The sequence below is a fragment of the Streptomyces sp. NBC_01429 genome (assembly GCF_036231945.1).
Classification (GTDB): Bacteria; Actinomycetota; Actinomycetes; order Streptomycetales; family Streptomycetaceae; genus Streptomyces.
In genome coordinates this window covers 5505380-5527889 of record NZ_CP109599.1, presented here as the reverse complement: position 1 = coordinate 5527889, position 22510 = coordinate 5505380, and the positions used below count along the sequence as shown (strand labels likewise).

The 22510-nt window shown below is 72.0% G+C and carries 19 protein-coding genes; 8 read left to right on the top strand and 11 right to left on the bottom strand.

Features of this window, described 5'->3' with window-relative positions; translation table 11 throughout:
• The first annotated feature begins 1 nt into the window (after window position 1).
• The 3 genes from OG627_RS24280 (at window position 2) to OG627_RS24270 (ending at window position 1642) form a co-directional block, all read left to right on the top strand.
• Window positions 2-592: a hypothetical protein gene (locus tag OG627_RS24280; protein WP_329068441.1), complete on the top strand. Its 591-nt coding sequence runs from the start codon at window positions 2-4 to the stop codon at window positions 590-592.
• Between the two features lie 108 nt (window positions 593-700).
• Window positions 701-1357, top strand: a complete 657-nt coding sequence (locus OG627_RS24275; RefSeq protein WP_329068439.1) for a class F sortase — start codon at window positions 701-703, stop codon at window positions 1355-1357.
• Between the two features lie 81 nt (window positions 1358-1438).
• A complete protein-coding gene (locus tag OG627_RS24270) occupies window positions 1439-1642 on the top strand; it encodes a hypothetical protein (protein ID WP_329068437.1) in 204 nt (67 codons plus the stop codon).
• 32 nt (window positions 1643-1674) lie between these two features.
• On the opposite strand, the gene OG627_RS24265 is transcribed toward OG627_RS24270, so the two are convergent.
• Entirely contained in the window at window positions 1675-2454 is a 780-nt protein-coding gene (locus OG627_RS24265; protein WP_329068436.1) for a sulfite exporter TauE/SafE family protein, read from the bottom strand.
• A gap of 230 nt (window positions 2455-2684) precedes the next feature.
• Here OG627_RS24265 and nirB point away from each other — a divergent pair, with 230 nt between their 5' ends.
• Window positions 2685-5240: a nitrite reductase large subunit NirB gene (gene nirB / locus OG627_RS24260; protein ID WP_329068434.1), complete on the top strand. Its 2556-nt coding sequence runs from the start codon at window positions 2685-2687 to the stop codon at window positions 5238-5240.
• Window positions 5237-5641: a nitrite reductase small subunit NirD gene (gene nirD / locus OG627_RS24255; protein ID WP_443073529.1), complete on the top strand. Its 405-nt coding sequence runs from the start codon at window positions 5237-5239 to the stop codon at window positions 5639-5641. Before nirB ends, nirD begins: the two co-directional genes overlap by 4 nt.
• Here nirD and OG627_RS24250 read toward each other — a convergent pair.
• The 8 genes from OG627_RS24250 to OG627_RS24215 all read right to left on the bottom strand — a co-directional run bounded on the left by OG627_RS24250 (window position 5631) and on the right by OG627_RS24215 (window position 16623).
• A complete protein-coding gene (locus tag OG627_RS24250; protein WP_329068432.1) occupies window positions 5631-7055 on the bottom strand; it encodes an endo-1,4-beta-xylanase in 1425 nt (474 codons plus the stop codon). The genes nirD and OG627_RS24250 overlap by 11 nt on opposite strands.
• Before the next feature lie 172 nt (window positions 7056-7227).
• A complete protein-coding gene (locus OG627_RS24245) occupies window positions 7228-8250 on the bottom strand; it encodes an ArsR/SmtB family transcription factor (protein ID WP_329068430.1) in 1023 nt (340 codons plus the stop codon).
• A gap of 514 nt (window positions 8251-8764) precedes the next feature.
• Window positions 8765-11491, bottom strand: coding sequence for a pyruvate, phosphate dikinase (gene ppdK, locus OG627_RS24240; RefSeq protein WP_329068428.1), 2727 nt, complete (start codon window positions 11489-11491; stop codon window positions 8765-8767).
• 337 nt (window positions 11492-11828) lie between these two features.
• Window positions 11829-12539, bottom strand: a complete 711-nt coding sequence (locus OG627_RS24235; RefSeq protein ID WP_329068426.1) for an HAD family hydrolase — start codon at window positions 12537-12539, stop codon at window positions 11829-11831.
• The gene (locus OG627_RS24230; protein ID WP_329068424.1) at window positions 12536-13639 is read right to left on the bottom strand and encodes an ABC transporter ATP-binding protein; all 1104 of its coding nucleotides are present in this window, start codon (window positions 13637-13639) and stop codon (window positions 12536-12538) included. The genes OG627_RS24235 and OG627_RS24230 overlap by 4 nt, the downstream gene beginning before the upstream one ends.
• Before the next feature lie 7 nt (window positions 13640-13646).
• Entirely contained in the window at window positions 13647-14570 is a 924-nt protein-coding gene (locus OG627_RS24225) for an ABC transporter permease (protein WP_329068422.1), read from the bottom strand.
• Complete coding sequence (locus OG627_RS24220; protein WP_329068420.1) at window positions 14558-15475, bottom strand: ABC transporter permease; 918 nt, start codon at window positions 15473-15475, stop codon at window positions 14558-14560. The genes OG627_RS24225 and OG627_RS24220 overlap by 13 nt, the downstream gene beginning before the upstream one ends.
• Window positions 15475-16623, bottom strand: a complete 1149-nt coding sequence (locus tag OG627_RS24215; RefSeq protein WP_443073528.1) for an ABC transporter substrate-binding protein — start codon at window positions 16621-16623, stop codon at window positions 15475-15477. Before OG627_RS24215 ends, OG627_RS24220 begins: the two co-directional genes overlap by 1 nt.
• Before the next feature lie 348 nt (window positions 16624-16971).
• On the opposite strand from OG627_RS24215, the gene OG627_RS24210 reads away from it, so the two are divergent.
• Window positions 16972-17742, top strand: a complete 771-nt coding sequence (locus OG627_RS24210; RefSeq protein WP_329068419.1) for a GntR family transcriptional regulator — start codon at window positions 16972-16974, stop codon at window positions 17740-17742.
• 73 nt (window positions 17743-17815) lie between these two features.
• Here OG627_RS24210 and dusB read toward each other — a convergent pair whose 3' ends face one another.
• The gene (gene dusB, locus OG627_RS24205) at window positions 17816-18976 is read right to left on the bottom strand and encodes a tRNA dihydrouridine synthase DusB (RefSeq protein WP_329068417.1); all 1161 of its coding nucleotides are present in this window, start codon (window positions 18974-18976) and stop codon (window positions 17816-17818) included.
• Window positions 18977-19028: 52 nt separating this feature from the next.
• On the opposite strand from dusB, the gene OG627_RS24200 reads away from it, so the two are divergent.
• Window positions 19029-20576 carry an MFS transporter gene (locus OG627_RS24200; RefSeq protein WP_329068415.1) on the top strand — a complete coding sequence of 516 codons (1548 nt, stop codon included), beginning with the start codon at window positions 19029-19031 and terminating at the stop codon, window positions 20574-20576.
• Here the strand turns inward: OG627_RS24200 and OG627_RS24195 are convergent.
• Window positions 20471-21427: a helix-turn-helix transcriptional regulator gene (locus tag OG627_RS24195; protein ID WP_329068412.1), complete on the bottom strand. Its 957-nt coding sequence runs from the start codon at window positions 21425-21427 to the stop codon at window positions 20471-20473. The genes OG627_RS24200 and OG627_RS24195 overlap by 106 nt on opposite strands.
• Before the next feature lie 193 nt (window positions 21428-21620).
• On the opposite strand from OG627_RS24195, the gene OG627_RS24190 reads away from it, so the two are divergent.
• Window positions 21621-22463 (top strand): isocitrate lyase/PEP mutase family protein, encoded by an 843-nt coding sequence (locus OG627_RS24190; RefSeq protein ID WP_329068410.1) that lies wholly within the window; start codon window positions 21621-21623, stop codon window positions 22461-22463.
• The last annotated feature ends 47 nt before the right edge of the window (window positions 22464-22510 follow it).

Below are 22510 nucleotides of genomic sequence, written 5' to 3'. Positions count from 1 at the left end.
CATGGGCCGCCCCACTGTCCGCCTGCTCACCGGTACCGCGCTGGCGGTCGCCTCACTCGGGCTGTCCGCCGCGAGCGCCACCGCGGCGTTCGCCGGGGACGGCGAGCGGGGGGAGTACGGACGGGGGGACCACGAGCGGGGAGGGTACGAGCGCGGGGACCACGACCGGGGCGGCTCCGGCCGGCTGGAGCTGTCCCCGAGGAACGTACGCCCCGGCACCGTGGTGACCGTGTCCACCGGCGCCTGCGGCCATGACGGCCACGGCAGGGGCGAGGCGTGGTCCCTCGGCGTCCAGAACTTCCGGCTGGACCCGCGCCACGACAAGGAGCGCGCGGTCGGGGAGCTGCGGGTGCCGGACGACGTGCGGCCGGGCGACCACGAGGTCCGCGTGCGGTGCGACAACGGCCGGGAGGCCACCGGCGAGCTGTACGTGGAGCACCGCGGCCCGAGCGGTCACGTACGGACCGGGGTCGGCGGCAGCGTCGGCCGCGACACCACCCAGATCGCGGCGGGCGTGGCCGTTCTGGCCACCGCCGCCGTCGGCGGGACCTGGCTCCTGCGCCGCCGGGCGAGCGGCGCGCAGGCAGGCTGACGGGCGGTCCCCACCGCCCGGGTTCCGCCCCGCGTCCCCGTCCCCGTCATGCTCATCGCTGACGGGGGCGGGGAACTTCGTACCTCCCTCATTCCGGAGGCCCGCCCCATGACCACCGAGGCCACCCAGGCCACCGACGCCGCCAAGGCCGCGCCCCGGCGCCACGGCTGGTTCGTCGTCCTCGCGCTCTGCGTGGGTGCCTGGCTCGTCCACAACGGCTTCCAGCCCGTCACGCCGCCCATGCCGTCGGCCGCCGAGGCGTTCGCGGCCGGTCCCGGGCACTACACGGAGGCCGCCGCCGACCCGCTGCCGCCCGCGGCGCCGGTCGCCGTGCGCATCCCCGGCATCGAGGTCGACGCGCCGGTCCTGGGGCTCGGGCTCGCGCGGGACGGCAGCCTCGACGTGCCTCCGGCCGGGAACGGCAACGTCGTCAGCTGGTACAAGGACGGCGCTGCCCCCGGCGCCAAGGGCACGGCCATCGTCGCCGGGCATGTCGACAACGCGCGCGGACCGGCCGTCTTCTACGCCCTGGGCACGCTCAAGAAGGGCCAGCGCGTCGAGGTGGCCCGCTCGGACGGCCGTACCGCCGTCTTCACCGTCGATGCCGTCGAGGTGTACGAGAACGCCGATTTCCCCGACGACAAGGTCTACGGGAACACGGACCGGGCGGAACTGCGGGTGATCACCTGCGGCGGCGGCTTCTCCGCCAAGACGGGCTACCAGGGCAACGTCGTCGCGTACGCCCATCTCATCGGCGTGAAGTAGCTCTGGAGGGTGGGGCGTTCACCACCCGGGACACCCCTGTCAGCTGGATGGTCCGCCCGGCCGCGCCTTCCTACCGGGCGGGTGCGCACGTTCCACAGCGGCGTCGGTGATCTCGGCACCGGCATCGGCTATCTGGTGTGGCCCGCCGTGTCGGCCGACGGGCGGACGGCCGTCTCCGTCTCCGTACACAGCAGGCCCGGCGACGAGGGCACCGCCGTCCGGCAGCTCAAGGGGGTCACCGACCTGGTCGATCACGCCTTCTGCGCCGAGCGCCGGGACCGCTGACCACTGACCACTGACTGCGGCCCGTCGGGCCGTCAGGCCGTCCACTGGTCGAACGCGAGCTTCGCTACCAGCGAGAAGACCACCACCAGCAGCACGCCGCGCACGAACTCGCTGCCCTTCCTGAGCGCCATCCGCGCGCCGAACATCCCGCCCGCCAGGTTGAACACCGCCATCACTCCGGCGAGCTGCCACAGCACCGTCCCCTGGTAGGCGAACATCGCCAGCGCCCCGACGTTGGTGCACACGTTCACGATCTTCGCGGTGGCCGAGGCCCGTACGAGATCGAGGTGGAGTACGGCGGTGAGGGCCAGCACGAGGAACGTGCCCGTGCCGGGTCCGAAGAGGCCGTCGTAGAAGCCGATCCCGCCGCCGACCAGCACGATCGCGGAGACGGTACGGGCGCGGCCGACCGGTTCGCCCGTCTGTGACCTGCCGAAGGCCGGCCGGAACATCACGAAGGCCGCGACCCCGAGCAGCACCACCATGATCACGGGGCGCAGCACCTCGCTGCTGATCCCCGCCGCGAAGAACGCGCCGGTCATCGACCCCGCGAGCGCCATGAGCCCGATCCGTACGGCGGTCCCCACCTCGACCGGCGCCTTGCGTACGTAGGTGATGGCGGCGCCCGTCGTGCCGACGAGGGCCACCGCCTTGTTCGTACCGAGGATGTGCGCGGCCGGCATGTGCGGCAGTCCGAGGAGCAGCGCGGGCAGCAGAAGCAGCCCTCCCCCGCCGACCACGGCGTCGATCCACCCCGCCGCCGCGGCGGCGACACAGAGAACGACGAGCATGGTCAGCGATATGTCGGGCATGATCGTGACCCTATGGACGGGATAAGTGCCCTGTCCATCGATGTTCGTCGGTCACCGGTGGAGTTGAGCAAGTTCAGAGGTTGGCCACCGGGCCCGCGCTCTCCCTCCCCTCCCGCGCTCCCCCTCCCGCTCCCCCTCACACCCGCGCCGCCGCCGCGCTGAGCGCAGCGTTCCGCGCGGGAAACGGCGGCGATGCGGACGGTTAACAGCCGCCGCGCAGGCTTCCCGGTATGACTCCCGAGACGTCCACCCCCACGATCGTCGTCGTCGGCCACGGCATGGTCGGCCAGCGGTTCCTGGAGGCTCTCGCCGAGCGGGGCGTGACCTCGCGGGCGCGCGTCGTGGTGCTCTGCGAGGAGCCCAGGCCCGCCTACGACCGGGTCCGGCTGACCTCGTACTTCTCCGGCGCCACCCCCGACGATCTCGCGCTGGTGCCGCCCGGCTTCCTGGCCGCGCACTCCATCGAGCTGCGCCTCGGCGACCCCGCTGAGTCCATCGACCGCGCCGCGCGCACGGTCACCTCGCGCGCCGGGGTCACCTTCGGCTACGACACGCTCGTGCTGGCCACCGGCTCGTACCCCTTCGTGCCGCCGGTGCCCGGCAGGGACGCGACCGGCTGTTTCGTCTACCGCACGATCGAGGATCTCCTCGCGATCGAGGAGTACGCGAGGACGGCGCGCACCGGCGCGGTCGTCGGGGGCGGGCTGCTCGGGCTGGAGGCGGCGGGCGCGCTCAAGGGGCTCGGGCTAGACACGCACATCGTGGAGTTCGCGCCCCGGCTGATGCCCGTCCAGGTCGACGAGGGCGGTGGGGCGGCCCTGCTGCGCACCGTCGAGTCGATGGGGCTGGGCGTGCGTACGGGCGTGGGCACCAGCGCGGTGACGGCGGACTCCGAGGGGAACGTCACCGGGATGACGCTGTCGGACGGTTCGTCGCTCGCCACCGATCTCGTCGTCTTCTCGGCCGGGGTGCGCCCCCGCGACCGGCTCGCGCGGGACGCGGGGCTGGCCGTCGGCGAGCGGGGCGGCGTAGTGGTCGACGCGTGGTGCCGTACCTCGGATCCTGCCGTGTACGCGATCGGCGAGTGCGCGCTCGCGGCGGACGGGCGGGTGTACGGGCTGGTAGCGCCCGGGTACGAGATGGCGGTCACGGTCGCCGACGTGCTGGCGGACGCCCCCCGCGAGGAGTGCGGCTTCACCGGCGCCGATCTCTCCACCAAGCTCAAGCTGCTCGGCGTGGACGTCGCCTCGTTCGGTGACGCGCACGGAGCGGCGCCCGGCTCGCTCGGTGTCGTCTACTCCGACGCGCGCGCCGGTGTCTACAAGAAGCTGGTCGTGGGCCGGGACGGCACCCTGCTCGGCGGTGTCCTGGTCGGTGACGCCGACCTGTACGGGATGCTGCGGCCGCTGACCGGCTCCGTACCGCCCGTCTCCCCCGAGCGGTTGGTGCTGCCGGCCGGCATCGGGGCGCCACCGGCGCTCGGTCCGGACGCGCTGCCCGACGACGCGGTGATCTGTAGCTGTCACCACGTCACCAAGGGTGCCGTCCAGGCGTGTTCCTCGCTTCCGGAGGTGAAGAGGTGCACCAAGGCGGGTACCGGGTGCGGGAGTTGTGTCCGGACCATCGGCCAGTTGCTCGCCGCGAACGGCAACGGCCCCGCCGACCGGGGGCTGTGCGGCTGTTTCCCTTACACCCGGAGCGAGTTGTACGAGATCGTGCGCACCCTGCGCGTCACCTCGTACGCCGAGCTGCTCGACTCGCACGGCCGCGAGGGGGCCAGGGGCGGTGACGGCTGCGAGATCTGCAAGCCGACGGTCGGTTCGATCATCGCGTCGCTCGCGCCGGGGCTCGGGGTGAGCGGCTATGTGCTGGACGGTGAGCAGGCGGCGCTCCAGGACACCAACGACCACTTCCTGGCCAACATCCAGCGCAACGGCTCGTACTCGATCGTGCCGCGCATCCCCGGCGGTGAGATCACCCCGGAGAAGCTGATCGTGATCGGCGAGGTGGCGCGGGACTTCGGGCTGTACACGAAGATCACCGGCGGTCAGCGCATCGACCTGTTCGGCGCCCGGGTGGACCAGCTGCCGCTGATCTGGACCCGGCTGGTGGACGCGGGCTTCGAATCGGGGCACGCGTACGGCAAGTCGCTCCGTACGGTCAAGTCCTGCGTGGGGCGGACCTGGTGCCGCTACGGCGTGCAGGACTCGGTGAAGATGGCCATCGATCTGGAGCTGCGCTACCGGGGCCTGCGCTCCCCGCACAAGCTGAAATCCGCCGTGTCGGGGTGTGCGCGGGAGTGCGCGGAGGCGCGCGGCAAGGACTTCGGGATCATCGCCACGGCCAACGGCTGGAACCTGTACGTGGGCGGCAACGGCGGCGCGGACCCGCGCCACGCCGACCTGCTCGCGCAGGACCTCGACGACGCCGGACTGGTGCGGCTGATCGACCGGTTCCTGATGTTCTACATCCGGACGGCGGACCGGCTGGAGCGCACGTCCGCCTGGCTGGGGCGGATCGAGGGCGGGCTCGACCACGTACGGGACGTGGTGGTGCGCGACTCGCTCGGGCTCTGCGCGGAGCTGGAGGCGCTGATGGCCGCGCATGTGGCCGGCTACCGCGACGAGTGGGCCGAGACGATCAACGACCCGGAGCGGCTGCGGCGTTTCGTGTCGTTCGTGAACGCGCCCGACGCGCCGGATCCGTCGGTGAAGTTCGTACCGGAACGCGACCAGGTCAAGCCGGACCTGGTCTTCCTCACCCTGGAAGGGGCGAACGCCCGATGAGCACGCCGGAGATGAGCACGCCGGAGATGAGCACGCTGGAGATCCTGATCCGCGACGGCGAGTGGTTCGCGGTCTGCGAGACGTCCGCGCTCACCCCCGGCCGGGGTGTGGCCGTCCTGCTGCCCGACGGCCGCCAGGCGGCGGTGTTCCTGGACCGCTCGGGCTTGCCGTACGCGATCTCCAACCGGGATCCGTTCTCCGGCGCGTACGTCCTCTCCCGGGGGCTGACCGGCACCCACGAGGGGCGGTTCTTCGTGGCCTCCCCGCTGCTGAAGCAGCGCTTCGACCTGACCACGGGCCGGTGCCTGGACGACGACGAGGCCGCCGTCCGGGCGTACCGGGCCCGGGTGCGCGTACCGGTGCCGGTGCCGGTGCCGGTACGGGAGCCCGCTACGAGGTAGTGCAGGCGGCGCCGTTGAGGGTGAAAGCGGCCGGGGCCGGGTTGGCGCCGCTCCAGGCGCCGTTGAAGCCGAAGTCGACCGAACCGCCGGCCGCGATGGCCGCGTTGTGGGAGGCGTTGACGGCGGTGACCTGGGTGCCGGACTGGGTGACGGTGGCGTTCCACGCCGAGGAGACGCTCTGGCCCGAGGGCCAGGTCCAGCGCACGGTCCAGCCGCTGACGGGGGACGTCCCGGTGTTGCGGACCGTCACATTGGCGGTGAAGCCGGTGTTCCACTGGCTCTGGACGCCATAGGTCACGGCGCAGCCGGTGGTGGGCGTACCGCCGCCTCCGCCCCCGCTGTCGCCGGTCCAGCCGAGGGCCTCGGCGATGCCGTAGTAGGCCGGCTTGGGCTGGAAGTTCTCGTCGTACGGGGTGGCCGCGCCCTGGCCGGGGAAGACGTCCGGGATCCAGGAGTCCGCGTCGGTGAAGCCCCAGGCGGTGACGCCCGCGCAGCGCGTGACGGCGAGGCAGGCGTTGGTGACGGCCTTGAACTCGTCCTTCTGCTGGGCGAGTTTGGCGTCGGTGGCGGGCAGCGTCATCCGGATGTCGAGTTCGGTGATCGCGACGTCCACGCCGAGGTCGGCGAAGCGCTGGAGGTTGGCCTGGAGCGTGGACGGCACCTGACCGAGGATCAGATGGCCCTGGAAGCCGACGCCGTCGATGGGGACGCCCTGCGCCTTGAGCCGTTGGACCAGGGAGTACATGCCGTTGCTCTTGGCGCCGGTGCCGTCGGTGTTGTAGTCGTTGATGTAGAGCTTGGCGGCGGGGTCGGCGGCGCGCGCGGAGCGGAAGGCGTCGGCGATGTAGGACTCGCCGAGCTGGGTGTAGAACTTGCTGGCCCGCATCGTGCCGTCTTCGTTGAGCGGCTCGTTGACGACGTCCCAGTGGTCGATGCGCCCCTTGTAGCGGGCGGCCTCGGTGGTGACGTGCTCGTTCATGATGGTGCGCAGCTCGGTGTCGCTGAAGGTGCCGTCGGCCAGCCAGTTGGGCATCTGGCTGTGCCAGACGAGGGTGTGGCCGCGGACCTTCTGGCCGTTGGCCTCGGCGAAGCTCACCACACGGTCGGCGCCCGACCAGCTGAAGCTGCCGCGGGTCGGCTCGACCGAGCCCCACTTCATCTCGTTGCCGGGGGTGATGGAGTTGAACTGGGCGCCGGTGATGCTCCCGTACGTGCCGGTCAGCTTCGACGCGGTGACGGCGGTGCCGTAGTACCGGCCCTTGGCGGTGGCGAGGTCGCGCAGTACGGGGTCGGCCGCGTGCGCGGGGGCGGCGAGGCCGACCATCGCGACGGCCAGGGCGGTCAGAGCGGTCAGGGCGGTGGCGGCCCGGGGAACAACGGCCCGGGGTAAGGCACGGAGTTTCGCGGTTCTCATTGCGGCTCCTGCTTATTTCGGAAAATTTCCCGGAAGTTTCGAGAACGCTCGGTTCGGAAGGTAGAGGCGGTGCGCGCGTTCGTCAACGGAGCCGAACGAAAGTGGCACGTGCCGCGGTGGCACGTGCCGACTTCAGGACTCCGCGGGCCCGGCCGGATCCGGACGAGAAGTTCTAGGAAGCGGGCCTTCCGTTGCGGGCGTAGAGCCCGTCGGCGCGGACGCCGCCCCGTAACAGCGCGCCGCCCAGCGGGGTGAGGGTGTGCAGGACGGCGTTGCCGTGCCGGAGCGTGCTGATCAGGCCCGCCTCGCGCAGGACGCACGCGTGCTGGCTGGCGGAGGCGAGGGACACCCCGGTCCTGCGGGCCAGTTCACTGGTCGTACAGCCGTGCTCGATGGCGCGCAGGACGGCCGAGCGGGTGTGGCCGACGAGCCGCCCGAGCGAGGGGCCCGCGCGCTCGGTGGCGGCGGGCGGCTCGCAGTGGGTGACGGGATAGACGAGAACCGGCGCCAGCGCCGGATCGCGGTAGACCACCGGGGTGGTGCGGCAGAAGAACGACGGCTGGAGCAGCAACCCCCGCCCCTCCAGCCGCAGTTCGCGCTCGACCGGGTAGTCCGCCTCCAGCACGGGGCCGCGCCAGCGCACCATCGGCGGCAGCGAGGAGAGCAGCTCGTCCGAGCCGCCGTCGAGCAGCGCCCGGCCGCGCAGCGCGCGGTCCGCCTCGACTCTGGTGCGGACATGGGCCCAGTACGGCTCGACGGCCGCCCGGTGGTACGTACGCACCGCCTCCACGAGCCGGCCGAGGCGGCCGGGCCCGCCGTCGGCGAAGGTGGCCAGCCGGCCGCCGGGGTCCTTGCGTACGGACCTGGCCCCGCCCGCGCTCAGCAGCGCCAGCTCGCCGCGGACGCGGTCGGCCCCGGTGGCGCGCAGGGCTTCCAGGCCCGCCTCCAGACCGAGGCGCCCCTGGACGGGGGTCAGGAAATCCGGGAAATAGCCGCGCTGCGGAACGAGCGCCGAGAGCAGGCTTGTTTCACCATTCAACCGGCTACGCGCCTCCGTACGCCATTCCCCATAGGCAAGCGGAGCGCGCCGATCCCTTATTCGGTGAAAGCTGAGAATCGTTTCCCACAGCGGGTCGGGCCCGGCGGCCATCCGGACCCGCGCGAGATCCTTCTCCGTGAAATGAATACGCAGCATGAAATCCCCACCTGTTGCCACCACAATCTCCCCATCACTGAGTATGCATGCCATCACCGGCTGTTACCACGGTGTTTCGGCCACAGTTGAAACCCCTCGCGGGGACGGGGTGCCGGGCTAAATGCTGTACCGCGTCGGGCATGAAACCTGAACCACCGAATAGGCGCAGTGAAGGCCGTGGGGGGCTTTGCTCGCTCGGCGGCGGTCGGTCCAGGTGCGGCTCCATGCCCGGCTCGCGTAATGGAGTGCGGCCGGTGGGTGGGGATCCGCCGGCCGCACTCCCCGCGGTTCATTTCCGGACCGCGGAAAAATTGCGCGTGCCCGTCGCGCGTCCATCGCATGCCCGTCGCGCGTCCATCGCGTGCCCGTCGCGTGCCCGTCGCGCGCCCATGACGAAGGGGCGGACGCCTCCGCACAAGGCATCCGCCCCTTCTCTGTGCCCCGGGTCCTTCCGGTGGCTCCGGCGAGGGTCAGGGATGGACCCGCCGCAAGGACCCGGTGTCCTGACGCGCCCCTAGCGCGAGTCGCTGCCGCCCGGACCGGCGGCCGCGCGGCCCGCCTCCAGCCGTGCCACCGGGATCCGGAACGGGGAGCAGGAGACGTAGTCGAGCCCCACCTCGTGGAAGAAGTGCACCGACTCCGGGTCGCCGCCGTGCTCGCCGCAGACGCCCAGTTTCAGTCCGGGCCGGGTGGCGCGGCCCGCCTCGGCCGCGCTGCGCACGAGCGCGCCGACGCCGTCCCGGTCGATGGTCTCGAACGGCGAGACCCCGAAGATGCCCTTCTCCAGGTACGCGGTGAAGAAGCTCGCCTCCACGTCGTCGCGGGAGAAGCCCCAGACGGTCTGCGTGAGGTCGTTCGTGCCGAAGGAGAAGAACTCCGCCGCCTCCGCGATCTGTCCGGCGGTCAGCGCGGCGCGCGGCAGCTCGATCATCGTCCCGAGCGCCAGCTTGAGCCGGGTGCCGGTGGCCCGCTCGACCTCGGCGATGACCCGCTCGGCCTCGTCCCGCACGATCTCCAGCTCCTGCACCGTACCGACCAGCGGGATCATGATCTCGGCGCGCGGGTCGCCCTTGGCGTCGAGGCGCGCGGCGCTCGCCTCCGCGATGGCCCGTACCTGCATGGCGAAGAGGCCGGGGATGACCAGACCGAGCCGGACCCCGCGCAGGCCCAGCATCGGGTTCTGCTCATGGAGCTTGTGGACGGCCTGGAGGAGGCGCAGATCGTTCTCGTTGTGGTCCTTGCGCGCCTCGGCGAGAGCGACCCGTACCGACAGCTCCGTGATGTCGGGCAGGAACTCGTGCAGCGGCGGGTCGAGCAGCCGGACCGTGACCGGCAGTCCGTCCATCGCCTCGAACAGCTCGGTGAAGTCCTTCTTCTGGAGCGGCAGCAGCTCCCCCAGCGCCTGTTCGCGCTCCTCGTCGGTGTCGGCGAGGATCAGCTTCTCGACCATCGTGCGGCGTTCGCCGAGGAACATGTGCTCCGTACGGCACAGCCCGATGCCCTGCGCGCCGAACCGGCGGGCGCGCAGGGCGTCCTCGGCGTTGTCGGCGTTGGCGCGCACCCGCAGCCGGCGGCGGCGGTCCGCGTACGCCATCATCCGGTGGACGGCGCCGACCAGTTCGTCGGCCTCCTCGGCGCCCGCGTGCATCCGGCCCTCGAAGTACTCGACCACGGGCGACGGGACGACCGGGACCTCGCCGAGGTAGACCTTGCCGGTCGAGCCGTCGATGGACAGGACGTCGCCCTCCTCGATGACGGTCGAACCCACCGTCAGCCGACGCGCCTTGGTGTCGACCTCCAGCTCCTCGGCGCCGCAGACACAGGTCTTGCCCATGCCGCGCGCCACGACGGCCGCGTGCGAGGTCTTGCCGCCGCGCGAGGTCAGGATGGCCTCGGCGGCGATCATGCCGTCCAGGTCGTCGGGGTTGGTCTCGCGGCGGACGAGGATGACCTTCTCGCCGGACCGGGACCACTTGATCGCGGTGTACGAGTCGAAGACGGCCTTGCCGACGGCGGCGCCCGGCGAGGCGGCGATGCCCCGCCCCAGCAGCTCGCGCTTGGCGTCGTCGTCGAACCGGGGGAACATCAGCTGCGCCAGCTGCGCGCCGGTGACGCGCTGGAGCGCCTCGGCCTCGTCGATCAGCCCCTGGTCGACGAGTTGGGTGGCGATCCGGAAGGCGGCGCCGGCCGTGCGCTTGCCGACGCGGGTCTGGAGCATCCAGAGCCGGCCGCGCTCGATGGTGAACTCGATGTCGCACAGGTCCCGGTAGTGCGTCTCCAGGGTCTCCATGATGGACAGCAGCTGGTCGTACGACTTCTTGTCGATGGTCTCCAGCTCGGCGAGCGCCACGGTGTTGCGGATGCCGGCGACGACGTCCTCGCCCTGGGCGTTCTGGAGGTAGTCCCCGTACACGCCCTGATGGCCGCTGGCGGGGTCACGGGTGAAGGCGACGCCCGTACCGGAGTCGGGGCCGAGGTTGCCGAAGACCATGGAACAGATGGTGACGGCGGTGCCGAGGTCGCCGGGGATGCGCTCCTGCCGGCGGTAGAGCTTGGCGCGGTCGGTGTTCCAGGACTCGAAGACGGAGTGGATCGCGAGATCCATCTGTTCGCGCGGGTCCTGCGGGAAGTCGCGGCCGGTCTCCTCGGAGACGATCCTCTTGAACCGCTTGACCAGCTTCTTGAGGTCCGCGACCTCCAGCTCCACGTCGGTGGCGGCGCCCTTGGCCCGCTTGGCCTCCTCCAGCGCCTCCTCGAAGCGCTCGCCGGCCACCCCGAGGACCGTTCTGCCGAACATCTGGATGAGCCGGCGGTACGAGTCCCAGGCGAAGCGCTCGTCCCCGGCCTGCGCGGCGAGCCCGGCCACCGAGGCGTCGGAGAGCCCCACGTTGAGGACGGTGTCCATCATGCCCGGCATGGAGAACTTGGCGCCGGAGCGTACGGAGACCAGCAGCGGGTCCTCCGCCCTGCCGAGCTTCTTGGCCATCCGCTGTTCGAGGGCGTCGAGGTGCGCGCCGACCTCGTCGCGCAGGCCCGCCGGTTCGCTGCCGCTGTCGAGGTAGATGTTGCACGCCTCGGTGGTGATGGTGAAGCCCGGAGGGACGGGCAGGCCGAGGTTGGTCATCTCCGCGAGGTTGGCGCCCTTGCCGCCGAGGAGGTGCTTCAGATCCTTGTTGCCCTCCGTGAAGTCATAGACGTACTTCTCGGAGGTGGCTGCGTGGGGACCGCTGTTTTCCGACACGGGTCTCGACTCCTCGACGACGCGGTGGCTGCCCTGACGGCGAGGAACATACCCAGATCGAAGGCGGCTCGGTACGGCCACTTGACTGTCATGCGGCTGGGACCACCCGTCCGCCAGCGGATCGAAAGGACGGAGCACGCGGTCGTCGGCGGCGGCCCCTCTTCACCCCTCGAAGCGGCCATGACCCACCCATGACAGAAGCCGCTCATTCGAGCGGGGACAACGACGTCTGAGTTCAGGAATTGAACACAGAAGGGGTGGCACGCAGTGCCACCCCTTTCAGAGATGCAGCCTCGCCGCAGCCGCCCCGGAATCGCTCATCTGAGCTTCACCAGGATCAAACGTGGCGAGAATCACGCCCGTCCGGCACCCGTCCGGCGCAGTCGCGGAGCATCCCGAGGTCCACGTCCTCCAGGCTCCGCGCGAAGTACCGCCCGCTCCCCGGACCGACCGGCAGCAGCGACGGCACCACCAGCACCGGGCACCCCGCCGCCTCGGCGGACGCGGTGCCGTCGGGCGAGTCCTCCACCGCGACGCACGCGCCGGGCGCGGCCCCGAACCGGCCGGCGGCGGCGCGGTACGGATCGGGGTGCGGCTTGGTCCGTACGGTGTCGTCGGCCGAGAGCGTGAAGGCGAACGGGACATCGGCGAGCGAACCGCCGACCACCGAGTCCACCACGGTCCTCGGTGACGCGCTGACCAGCGCGAACGGCACCCGCGCCCGCTCCAGTTCGGCCAGCAGCCGACGGGCGCCGGGGCGCGGCGGGGCCCCGGCCGCCACCCGCAGGAAGAAGGATGCGGCCAGCTCGGCGGCCACCTTCTCCCGGTCGGCCGCGCCCGTGACCCGGATCAGATGAGCGGCCGTGTCGGCGACGGCGCGGCCGACGACCTCCGGCGCGTCCGCGTCGGTGAGCCGGTGGCCGAGACCGGCCGCGACCTCCTCGGCGGTCTCCCACCAGAGCACCTCGGTGTCCACCAGGGTGCCGTCCATGTCGAAGAGGACGGCGGCCGGGGACGCGTGCGGCCCCGGCGGCGCGGGGGCGCTCACGCGTCCCCGCCGGCGGCCGGCACCACCAGCACCGGCCGGGGCGCCGGCTCGACCCGCGCCCGCACCCCCGGCACCAGCTCACCGGCGTCCCGCGACGGCACGTCGCTGTGGACGGAGCCGCCGCCCGGCAGATCGAGCAGCACCCGGGTGACCGAGCCGAAGAAGGACGCGGAGACGACCGTGGCGCTGCCGGCCGGATCGGGGGTGGCCACCACGTTCTCCGGCCGGATCAGCACCTCCACCTCGCCGGCCGCCGGGATCTCGCCGTCCACGGGCAGGGTGCGCCCCGCGACCTCGATCCGGCCGCCGTCCGCGCGCCGGCCCGGCAGCCGGTTCATCGTGCCGACGAACTCGGCGACGAAGGCGGTGGCGGGCCGCTCGTACAACTCGGCGGGCGGCGCGCACTGTTCGAGCCGGCCCGCGTTGAGCACGGCCACCCGGTCGGCCATGGAGAGCGCCTCCTCCTGGTCGTGGGTGACGAAGATCGTGGTGATCCCCAGCGAGAGCTGGAGCCGCCGGATCTCCTCGCGCAGCGTGAGGCGGACCTTGGCATCGAGTGCCGAGAGCGGCTCGTCGAGCAGCAGGACGCGTGGGCGCAGCGCCAGCGCGCGGGCGAGCGCGACGCGCTGCTGCTGGCCGCCGGACATCTGGTGCGGGAAGCGGCCGCCGTGCTCGGGCAGGCCGACGAGTTCGAGGAGTTCGGCCGCGCGCGCGTGCCGCTCGGCGGCCGGCACCTTGCGTACCCGCAGCCCGAAGGCGACGTTGTCGCGGGCGTTGAGGTGCGGGAAGAGGCTGTAGGACTGGAAGACCATGCCCGCGTCGCGCCGGTTGGCCGGTACGAGGGTGATGTCCTCGCCGTCCACCAGCACCTCGCCCGAGTCCGGCTGCTCGAAGCCCGCGAGGACCCGCAGCGCGGTGGTCTTGCCGCAGCCGGAGGGGCCGAGCAGGGCGAGCAGTTCGCCGGGCCTGGCCGTCAGGTCCAGGCCGTCGAGGGCGACCGTGGGCCCGAAGGCCCGGCGCAGGGACCGGAATTCGACCAGGGCGCCGGTGGCGCCGGTCTCCTCCGGCCGCTGCGCGGTCGTGGTGGAGGTGGATGACATGGGGCGGCTACTCCTTGCCGGGAACGGAGGGGGCGGGCGGGGCGGGGGTCGCCGCGACGGCGCGGGTGCCGGCGCGCGACAGGGCCAGCAGCAGCGCCCAGGTGATCAGCAGGCTGAGCAGGGAGACCGCCACCGACATCCGCGCCTCGGCGCCCGAGACGGACACGATCCACACGGCGAACGGCCGGAAGCCGAGCAGCGAGGCGATCGTGTACTCGCCGAGCACCAGCGCCAGGGTGAGGAAGGAGGCGCCGGCCAGCGAGGAGCGCAGATTGGGCAGGATGACCCGCCAGAGCACCTGGAGGCGGCTCGCCCCGCAGTTGCGCGCGGCCTCCACCAGGGTCGGTACGTCGATGGCGCGCAGCCCGGCGTCCAGCGACCGGTAGACGAACGGCAGCGCGAGCACCGTGTAGGCGAGGACGAGGATCACCGGGAACGACTCGTTCTGCACGGCCAGGAACGTCTGGTAGAGCGGGGTGCGGGAGAGATGGTCCGGCCCCCAGCGCAGCACCGTGGTGAGACCGGTGACCAGGGCGATCGGCGGTACGACCAGCGGCATCATGCAGACGATCTCGACCACGGGCCGCAGCCTCGGCGCCCCCAGCCGTACCGCCACCAGCGCGGGTACGGCGAGGAGCAGGGCGAGCACGATGGTCGCGGCGGCCAGTCCGAGCGAGAGCAGCAGGCTCCGGACGAAGCCGTCGGCGGAGAGGATCCCGGTGTACGCGGCGAAGGAGAAGCCCTGGTTCGGGATGTGCACGGTGAACACGAACGAGGACAGCAGCGGTACGACGAAGTAGATCCCGGCCAGGGCCAGTACGGCGCCGCGCCAGACGCGGGGGCGGCGACGGCCCCGCGCGGGCGCCCCGCCCGGCGCCCGCCGGGGAGCCGTTTCGGGCGCGGCGGAGGCGGTCGGGGTCAGTGCAGCCATCGGGAACTCCGTCGCTGGAGGGGCAGATAGACCGCCATCACCAGTCCGGCGATCACGATCATGTCGAGGCTCAGCGCGAGCGCCACGTTCTCCTGGCCGACCAGGACGTTGCCGGAGAGCGCGTCCGCGATCTTCAGGGTGACCAGCGGGACGGACCCGCCGACCAGGGCGGCGGCGGTGGCGTGCGCGGCGAAGGCGCTGCCGAACAGCAGCACGAACCCGCCGAGCAGCGAGGGCGCGAGGACCGGCACTCCGACATGGCGCCAGAACTGCCAGGAGGTGGCCCCGGCGTTCTGCGCGGCCTCGCGCCACTGCGGGCGCAGCCCGTCGAGCGCCGGGATGATGACGAGCACCATCAGCGGCACCAGGAAGTAGAGGTAGATGACGGCGAGTCCGGTGAAGGAGTAGAGGTTCCAGCCGAGGCTGTCGAGCCGGCCGAGCCTGGTGACCACTCCGGAGATGCCGAGCGTGGCGACGAACGCGAACGCGAGCGGGATCCCGCCGAAGTTGGCGAGCACACCGGAGGCGGTGAGCACCGCGTTGCGCAGCGCCCCGCCGCGCGCGGTGACGACGGCCTGGGCGATCAGCACCCCGAGGAGGGTGCCGATCACGGCGGTCAGCGCGGAGAGCTGGACGCTGCCGACGAGGGAGGTGAGGTAGGGGCCCTGGAGCGAGCGCTGGAGGTGTTCCCCGGTCACGGCGGTGGCGCCGGTCGCCGGGTCGTCGCGGGTCAGCGCCCCGTACAGCAGGGCGCCGACCGGCAGTCCGAAGCACACTCCGGCGAAGACGAGCAGCGGGAGGGCGCCGAGCCAGACGCGCGACGCCCCGGGCCGCTTGCGGGCGGGCCCGGCCGCAGGGCTCTCGGCGGGCTTCTCGGCGGGCTTCGTGGTGGGAGCGGCTGTCATCAGGAGACGGCCTTGTCCCAGTTCTCGGCGAGGTCCGCGTTGGCCTTGTCCAGCTCCTCGGAGGTCGGGAACGTCGGGGTCCCCTCGACGGCGGGCAGCTTGGTGACGAAGGTCTTGTCGGCGGTGCCTTCCGTGGTCATGGAGGGCAGCAGTACGGGGCGGGCGTACCCCTTCAGCCAGAGGTTCTGGCCCTCGGTGCTGTAGAGGAACTCCATCCACAGGCGGGCGGCGGCCGGGTGGGGCGCCTCCTTGTTGATGGCCTGCGAGTAGTACTGCGCGTACACGCCGTCGGCCGGGACGGCGACCTTCCAGTCGACGCCCTTGCTCTTGAACTGGTCGGCGTAACCGGCGTTGAGGTAGTCCCAGTCGATGCTGATGGGCGTCTCGCCCTTCTCGACGGTGGCCGGGGTGGACTCGACGGGGATGAAGTTGCCGCTCTTCTTCAGCTTGCCGAAGAAGTCGATGCCGGGCTGGATGTCCCCGAAGGAGCCCTTGTTGGCGAGGGACGCCGCGTACACCCCGCCGAAGGCCGAACCCGCCTTGGTGGGATTGCCGTTGAGCGCCACCTTGCCCTTGTACTCGGGCTTGAGGAGATCGGCGAAGGTCTCCGGACAGGTCTTGATCCGGCCGGCGTCGCAGCCGATGGAGACGTAGCCGCCGTAGTCGTTGAACCAGAGCCCGTCCTTCTCCTTCTGGGAGTCCGGGATCTTGTCCCACGCCTCGACCTTGTACGGCGCGAAGAGCTTCTCGGCGGCGCCGCTGCGGGCGAAGGAGATGCCGAGGTCGAGGACGTCGGGGGCGCGCTTCTGTCCCTTGCGGGACTTGACGGCGGATATCTCGTCGGAGCTGGAGGCGTCGGGGTTCTCGACGCTGACCTTGACCTTGTACTTGGCCTCGAACGCCTTGATGACCTCGCCGTAGTTGGCCCAGTCCGGCGGCAGCGCGATGGCGTTGAGGGTGCCCTCCTTCTCGGCGGCGGCGACCAGCTCCTTCAGCCCGCCGAGATCGGCGGCCGAGGTCGCGGTGGCGGCGGACGAGGCGTCCTCCTCGGGCGCGGCGCCACAGGCGGAGAGGGTGGTGAGGGCGGCGGTGCCGAGTGCCAGGGCGGCGACGAGTCTGCCGTTGGCACGGAAGCGGTTTCGGGTCACGCGGTGTCTCCCGGAGGCGAAGTAGGGGCGCCGGCGGGGCCCCGAAGAAGAAACTTGTTCATACAAGCTGGCATCAGTTCGCCCGACTCAGGTGTCCGGGTAGTTAACGCCTGATGTCCGTCACCGCACGACAGGGGGAAGACAAAAGCACCCACAAACCCCTGATCAACACGGCACGTTGGAGAGTATCCGCGATCGACAGGGCGTACAAGGGGGGCTACAACGGGTGTCCGGGGGCGACTCGCTGTGTGGTTACAGTGAAGGGCAAGTCATCGACGATTCGGTACACCTGCGCACAGTTCAGGACTTGCGCAAGGATGGACCCATGAGGGATGCGAGGGGGCCGCAGTGAGCGGTTCGCGCTATCTGGAGATCGCGGAGGCGCTGCGCCGGTCGATCCTGAGCGGCGAGTATCCGGTGGGCGCCCGGCTGCCCTCGGAGAGCGATCTCGCCGCCCGCTGGTCCGTCTCGCGCGGCACGGTGCGCCAGGCCGTGGGGCTGCTCGCCTCGGACGGTCTGATCGGCTCCCGGCAGGGGGCGCGGCGGGTGGTCCTGCGCCAGGAGCGCCGTCACAGCTTCGAGCAGCTCAACAGCTTCGCCCAGTGGGCGCAGGCCATGGGGTGCGAGGTGGCGAGCCGCATCCTCAGCCGTACGAGCAGGCCCGCGACGGCGGAGGAGTCCTCCCGGCTGGGGGTGGCCCCCGGCAGCGAGGTGCTGTACGTGGTGCGGCTGCGCCGGCTGGACGGCGAGCCGGTGATGGTCGAGCGGACCGCGTACACGCAGTGGGTGGCGCCCGTGGTGCGCGCGCTGCCCGACGACGTCGTGTCGATCATGGACAGCCTCGCCGAGCACGCGGGGGTGGTGGCCCACTACGGCGAGCACCTCATCGACGCGGTCGCTGCGGGCAGCGAGGACGCCCGGCTGCTGCGGGTGCGCCGGGGCAGCCCGCTGCTGCGCCAGCGCCATCTGACGAACACGGCGGCGGGCCGGCCCATCGAGTGGACGGACGACCGCTACCGGGCGGGCAGCGTCGCGTTCGGCGTGAGCAACTCGGCGTCGGCGACGCCGCTGGCCCGCCGGGCGGGCCCGGACGTGACGGAGCGCGCGGGCCGGGGGTGACGGCGGTCGGCGCCCTCGGCGGACTGTCAGCCGCTGCCGGGCGCCGTAAGCCGCCGCCGTCAGCCGTCAGCCGTCAGCCGCCGGAGGTGTCCAGCTCCGCGTCGGCGCCGATGCCCGCGCAGTCGTACGGGTCCTTCAGCCAGCCGTCCGGCAGCGCCACCCGGTTGTTGCCCGAGGTGCGCCCGCGCGGTCCGTCCGCGCCGACCGGCCACGGCTGGTCCAGATCGAGTCCGGCCATCAGCTCGTCCAGCTCGGCGAGCGACGAGGTGATCGCCAGCTGCTTGCGGAGCGTCGAACCGACCGAGAAGCCCTTCAGGTACCAGGCCACGTGCTTGCGGAAGTCGATCACCCCGCGGGCCTCGTCCCCGATCCACTCCCCCAGCAGCTGCGCGTGGCGCCGCATGACGGCCGCGACCTCGCGCAGCGTCGGCGCCGCCACCGTCCCCGTCCCCTCGAAGGCGGCGACCAGATCGCCGAACAGCCAGGGCCTGCCCAGGCAGCCGCGCCCCACGACCACTCCGTCGCAGCCGGTCGCGCGCACCATCCGCAGGGCGTCTTCCGCCGACCAGATGTCGCCGTTGCCGAGCACCGGGATCTCCGGGACGTGCTCCTTGAGGCGTGCGATGGCATCCCAGTCGGCGGTGCCGCCGTAGTGCTGGGCGGCGGTCCTGCCGTGCAGCGCGATCGCCGTCACCCCCTCCTCGACCGCGATCCGGCCGGCGTCGAGCGAGGTGAGGTGGTCGTCGTCGATGCCCTTGCGCATCTTCATGGTGACCGGCAGGTCCCCGGCGTTCGACACGGCCTCGCGCAGGATCGCCCGCAGCAGCGGCCGCTTGTACGGGAGGGCCGAGCCGCCGCCCCTGCGGGTCACCTTGGGCACCGGGCAGCCGAAGTTCAGGTCGATGTGGTCGGCGAGGTCCTCGTCCACGATCATGCGCACGGCCTTGCCGACGGTGACCGGGTCCACCCCGTACAGCTGGATCGAGCGCGGGGTCTCGGTCGCGTCGAAGTGGATGAGCTGCATGGTCTTCTCGTTGCGCTCGACCAGCGCCCGCGTGGTGATCATCTCGCTGACGAACAGACCCTTGCCACCACTGAACTCCCTGCACAGCGTCCGGAAGGGGGCGTTGGTGATCCCGGCCATGGGCGCGAGCACCACCGGAGGCTGGACGGTGTACGGGCCGATGGCGAGCGGGGCGGCCGGGAGTGTGGCGGCCGGGAACGGAGCGGTCATGCGGCCATTGTCTCTCACGCGAGAAGTTGTTAGTTAGTCGTACTATCGACGCATGCCCGAGCTGAGCCATCGACGGAAGCTACTGGTGCTGGCGATCTGCTGCATGAGCCTGCTCATCGTCAGCCTCGACAACACCATCCTCAACGTCGCCCTGCCGTCCATGCAGAGAGAGCTGCACGCCTCCGTCTCCGGGCTGCAATGGACCATCGACGCGTACACGCTCGTGCTCGCCTCCCTGCTGATGCTCTCGGGCTCCACGGCCGACCGGATCGGCCGGCGCCGGGTCTTCAAGACCGGTCTCGTCCTCTTCACGCTCGGCTCGGCGCTCTGCTCCGTCGCGCCGAACCTCGAATCGCTCGTCGCCTTCCGGATGATGCAGGCCGTCGGCGGTTCGATGCTCAACCCCGTCGCGATGTCGATCATCACCAACACCTTCACGGGACCGCGCGAGCGCGCCCGCGCCATCGGCGTCTGGGGCGGTGTGGTGGGCATCTCGATGGCGGCGGGACCGCTGATCGGCGGGCTGCTGGTGGACTCCGTCGGCTGGCGGTCGATCTTCTGGATCAATCTGCCGATCGGGGTCGCGGCCCTGCTGCTGACCTGGCGCTACGTCCCGGAGTCCCGCGCCCCCAAGCCCCGCCGCCCCGACCCCGTGGGCCAGCTGCTGGTCATCGGGGTGCTGGGCGCGCTGACCTACGCGATCATCGAGGCGCCGTCGGCGGGACTGACGTCACCGCTGATCGTGTCCTTCGCCACCGTCGCCGTGCTCTGTCTCGTCGGGCTCCTCGTGTACGAGCCGAGGCGCCCGGAGCCCCTGATCGACCTGCGCTTCTTCCGCAGCGCGCCGTTCAGCGGGGCGACCGTCATCGCCGTGTCCGCCTTCGCGGCGCTGGGCGGATTCCTCTTCCTCAACACGCTCTACCTCCAGAACGTGCGGGGGCTCTCCGCGCTGCACGCCGGGCTCTACATGCTCCCGATGGCCGCCATGACGTTCGTCTGCGCGCCGCTCTCCGGCCGGCTGGTCGGCAACCGCGGCCCGCGGCTGCCCCTGCTGATCGCCGGGGTCGCGATGACGGCGAGCGGCGTCCTGTTCGCCGCGTTCGACGCGGAGCGGACCATGACGCTGATGTTCACCGGCTATGTGCTGTTCGGCCTCGGCTTCGGCATGGTCAACGCCCCCATCACCAACACCGCCGTCTCCGGCATGCCCCGCTCCCAGGCGGGCGTCGCCGCCGCCGTCGCGTCCACCAGCCGCCAGATCGGCCAGACGCTGGGCGTCGCGGTGATCGGCGCGGTGCTGGCGGGCGGGGCGGCGGGCATGGTCGGCTCGGCCTCGTACCGTACGGGGTTCACCGACGCCAGCCACCCGGCCTGGTGGATCATCACGGCCTGCGGTGCGAGCGTCCTGCTGGTCGGCGCGCTGACCAGCGGCTCCTGGGCGGGCCGCACGGCACGGGACACGGCGCGGCTGCTGGAGCCCGCGAACGCCGCGGCTCAGCCCCCGGCGCCGACCGGCAGCGGCAGCAGGGCGGGCAGCGGATCCGGACCGGGATCCGGACCCGGACCGGAGGCGGGTCCGGGCTCCGACAGCAGCGCCTGAAGCCGCTCCAGCCGGATCCGGGAGTCGTCGTCCGCCGGTACGTAGGTGACCAGCCGGGGCCCGGCGGCGGGCCCCAGCCAGAGGTTGGTGTGGATCAGATCGAGCCGGCCGACCCGGGAGTTGAGGAACCTCTTCGTCCGGTCCCCGGTGGGCGCCACCACCTCGTGCTGCTCCCAGACCTCCCGGAACTCGGGCGAGGCCGCCCGCAACCGTCCCAGCAGCGTCTTCCAGGGCGGCTCCGCGAGATGCTCGGCCATGGCGGCCCGGAACTTGCCGGCCATCGCCCGGCAGGTCTCCTCCGGGTCACCGAGCCCGGCGCGCCACTCGTCGTTGGTGAAGGCGAGCCACAAGCAGTTGCGGTCCTCGGGCGGCAGCGCGTCCAGGTCGCACAGGAGACCGCTGTAGCTGCGGTTGTACGCGAGCATGTCGTACCGGCTGTTCTGCACACAGGCCGGGAACGGCTCCAGCGCCTCCAGCATCTGCCGCACCGCCGGTGTGATGGTCGGGCAGGGCGTCCCGGGGGCCGGGTCGACGGCCGCCGCGAGGGCGAAGAGGTGCGCGCGCTCGCCGCTGTCGAGCTGGAGAGCGCGGGCGAGGGCGTCGAGGACCTGCGGGGACACCTGGATGGGCCGGGCCTGCTCCAGCCACGTGTACCAGGTCACGCCCACGGCCGACAGCTGGGCGACCTCCTCGCGCCGCAGCCCGGGCGTACGCCGCCGCCTGCCCCGTTCCAGCCCGACCTGCTCGGGCGTGATGCGCTCGCGGCGGCTGCGCAGAAAACCCGCGAGCTCGTGCCGCCGGATGTCCGTCTCCTGGCCGGCCTGCGCGCCGGTCCGCGCGAATGTGCTCATTCCTCCAGGATGCCGCAGCCCCGACCCCATGACCAGGTACGCCCAGTACCAGGATAATGACGCCGGAGTACCACGACACGACCGCGTCCTTCCGGACACCGTCCCCCCGGGGCCCGGTCGGCGGCACCAGTCGGCGGGACGTGGTCGGAAATCCGCTGGCCGCAGGGGCATATCCGCTGGTGAAGTGGGTGTCATGACAACACTCAAGGACCAGGCCCTGCTGTTCCGCTCGCTGCACGTCCCCGGCAGGCCCCTCGTCCTGCCCAATGCCTGGGACGCCGCCTCGGCCCGGCTCGTCGAGGACGCCGGCGCCGCCGCCATCGCCACCAGCAGCGCGGGGGTGGCCTGGGCGCTCGGGTACGGGGACGGCGACCGGGTGGACCGGGCGGGCGCGCTGGACGCGCTGGCGCGGATCTCGGCCACGGTCCGTGCGCCGGTCACCGCCGACATCGAGAGCGGCTTCGGCGCCACCGCCGGGGAGGTGGCCGACACCGTACGGGGCGTGCTCGACGCCGGGGCCGTCGGCGTCAACCTGGAGGACTCGCTCCGCACCGGCCCCGAGCCGCTGCGGCCCGTCGCCGAACAGGCCGAGCGGATCGCCGCCGCCCGCGCCGCCGCCGACGCCGCCGGGGTGCCGCTGTACCTCAACGCCCGGATCGACACCCACCGGCTGCCGCCCGGGGACCCGGCCGGCCGGATCAAGGAGACCCTGGCCAGGGCCGCCGCCTATCTGGCTGCGGGCGCGGACGGGGTGTTCGTGCTCGGCGCCTTCGACCGGGCGACCGTGTCGGCCCTGGTGACCGGCGTCGCGGCGCCCCTGAACGTACTGGCGGGACCCGGCTCGCTGCCCGTGTCCGTCCTGGCGGAGCTGGGGGTCGCCCGGATCAGCGCCGGTTCGTCGATCGCCGAGGCCGCCTACGGCCTCGCCGCGCGCGCCGCACGTGAACTGCTCACCGACGGCACCTGCGCGGCTCTGGAGGGCGGACTCGACTACGGCGCGTTCAACGCGCTGATGCTCGACCGTCCGGCGACCTGAGGCAGAGGCTGCGACACGGCTTGAGACGCGACCTGAGGCACGGACCC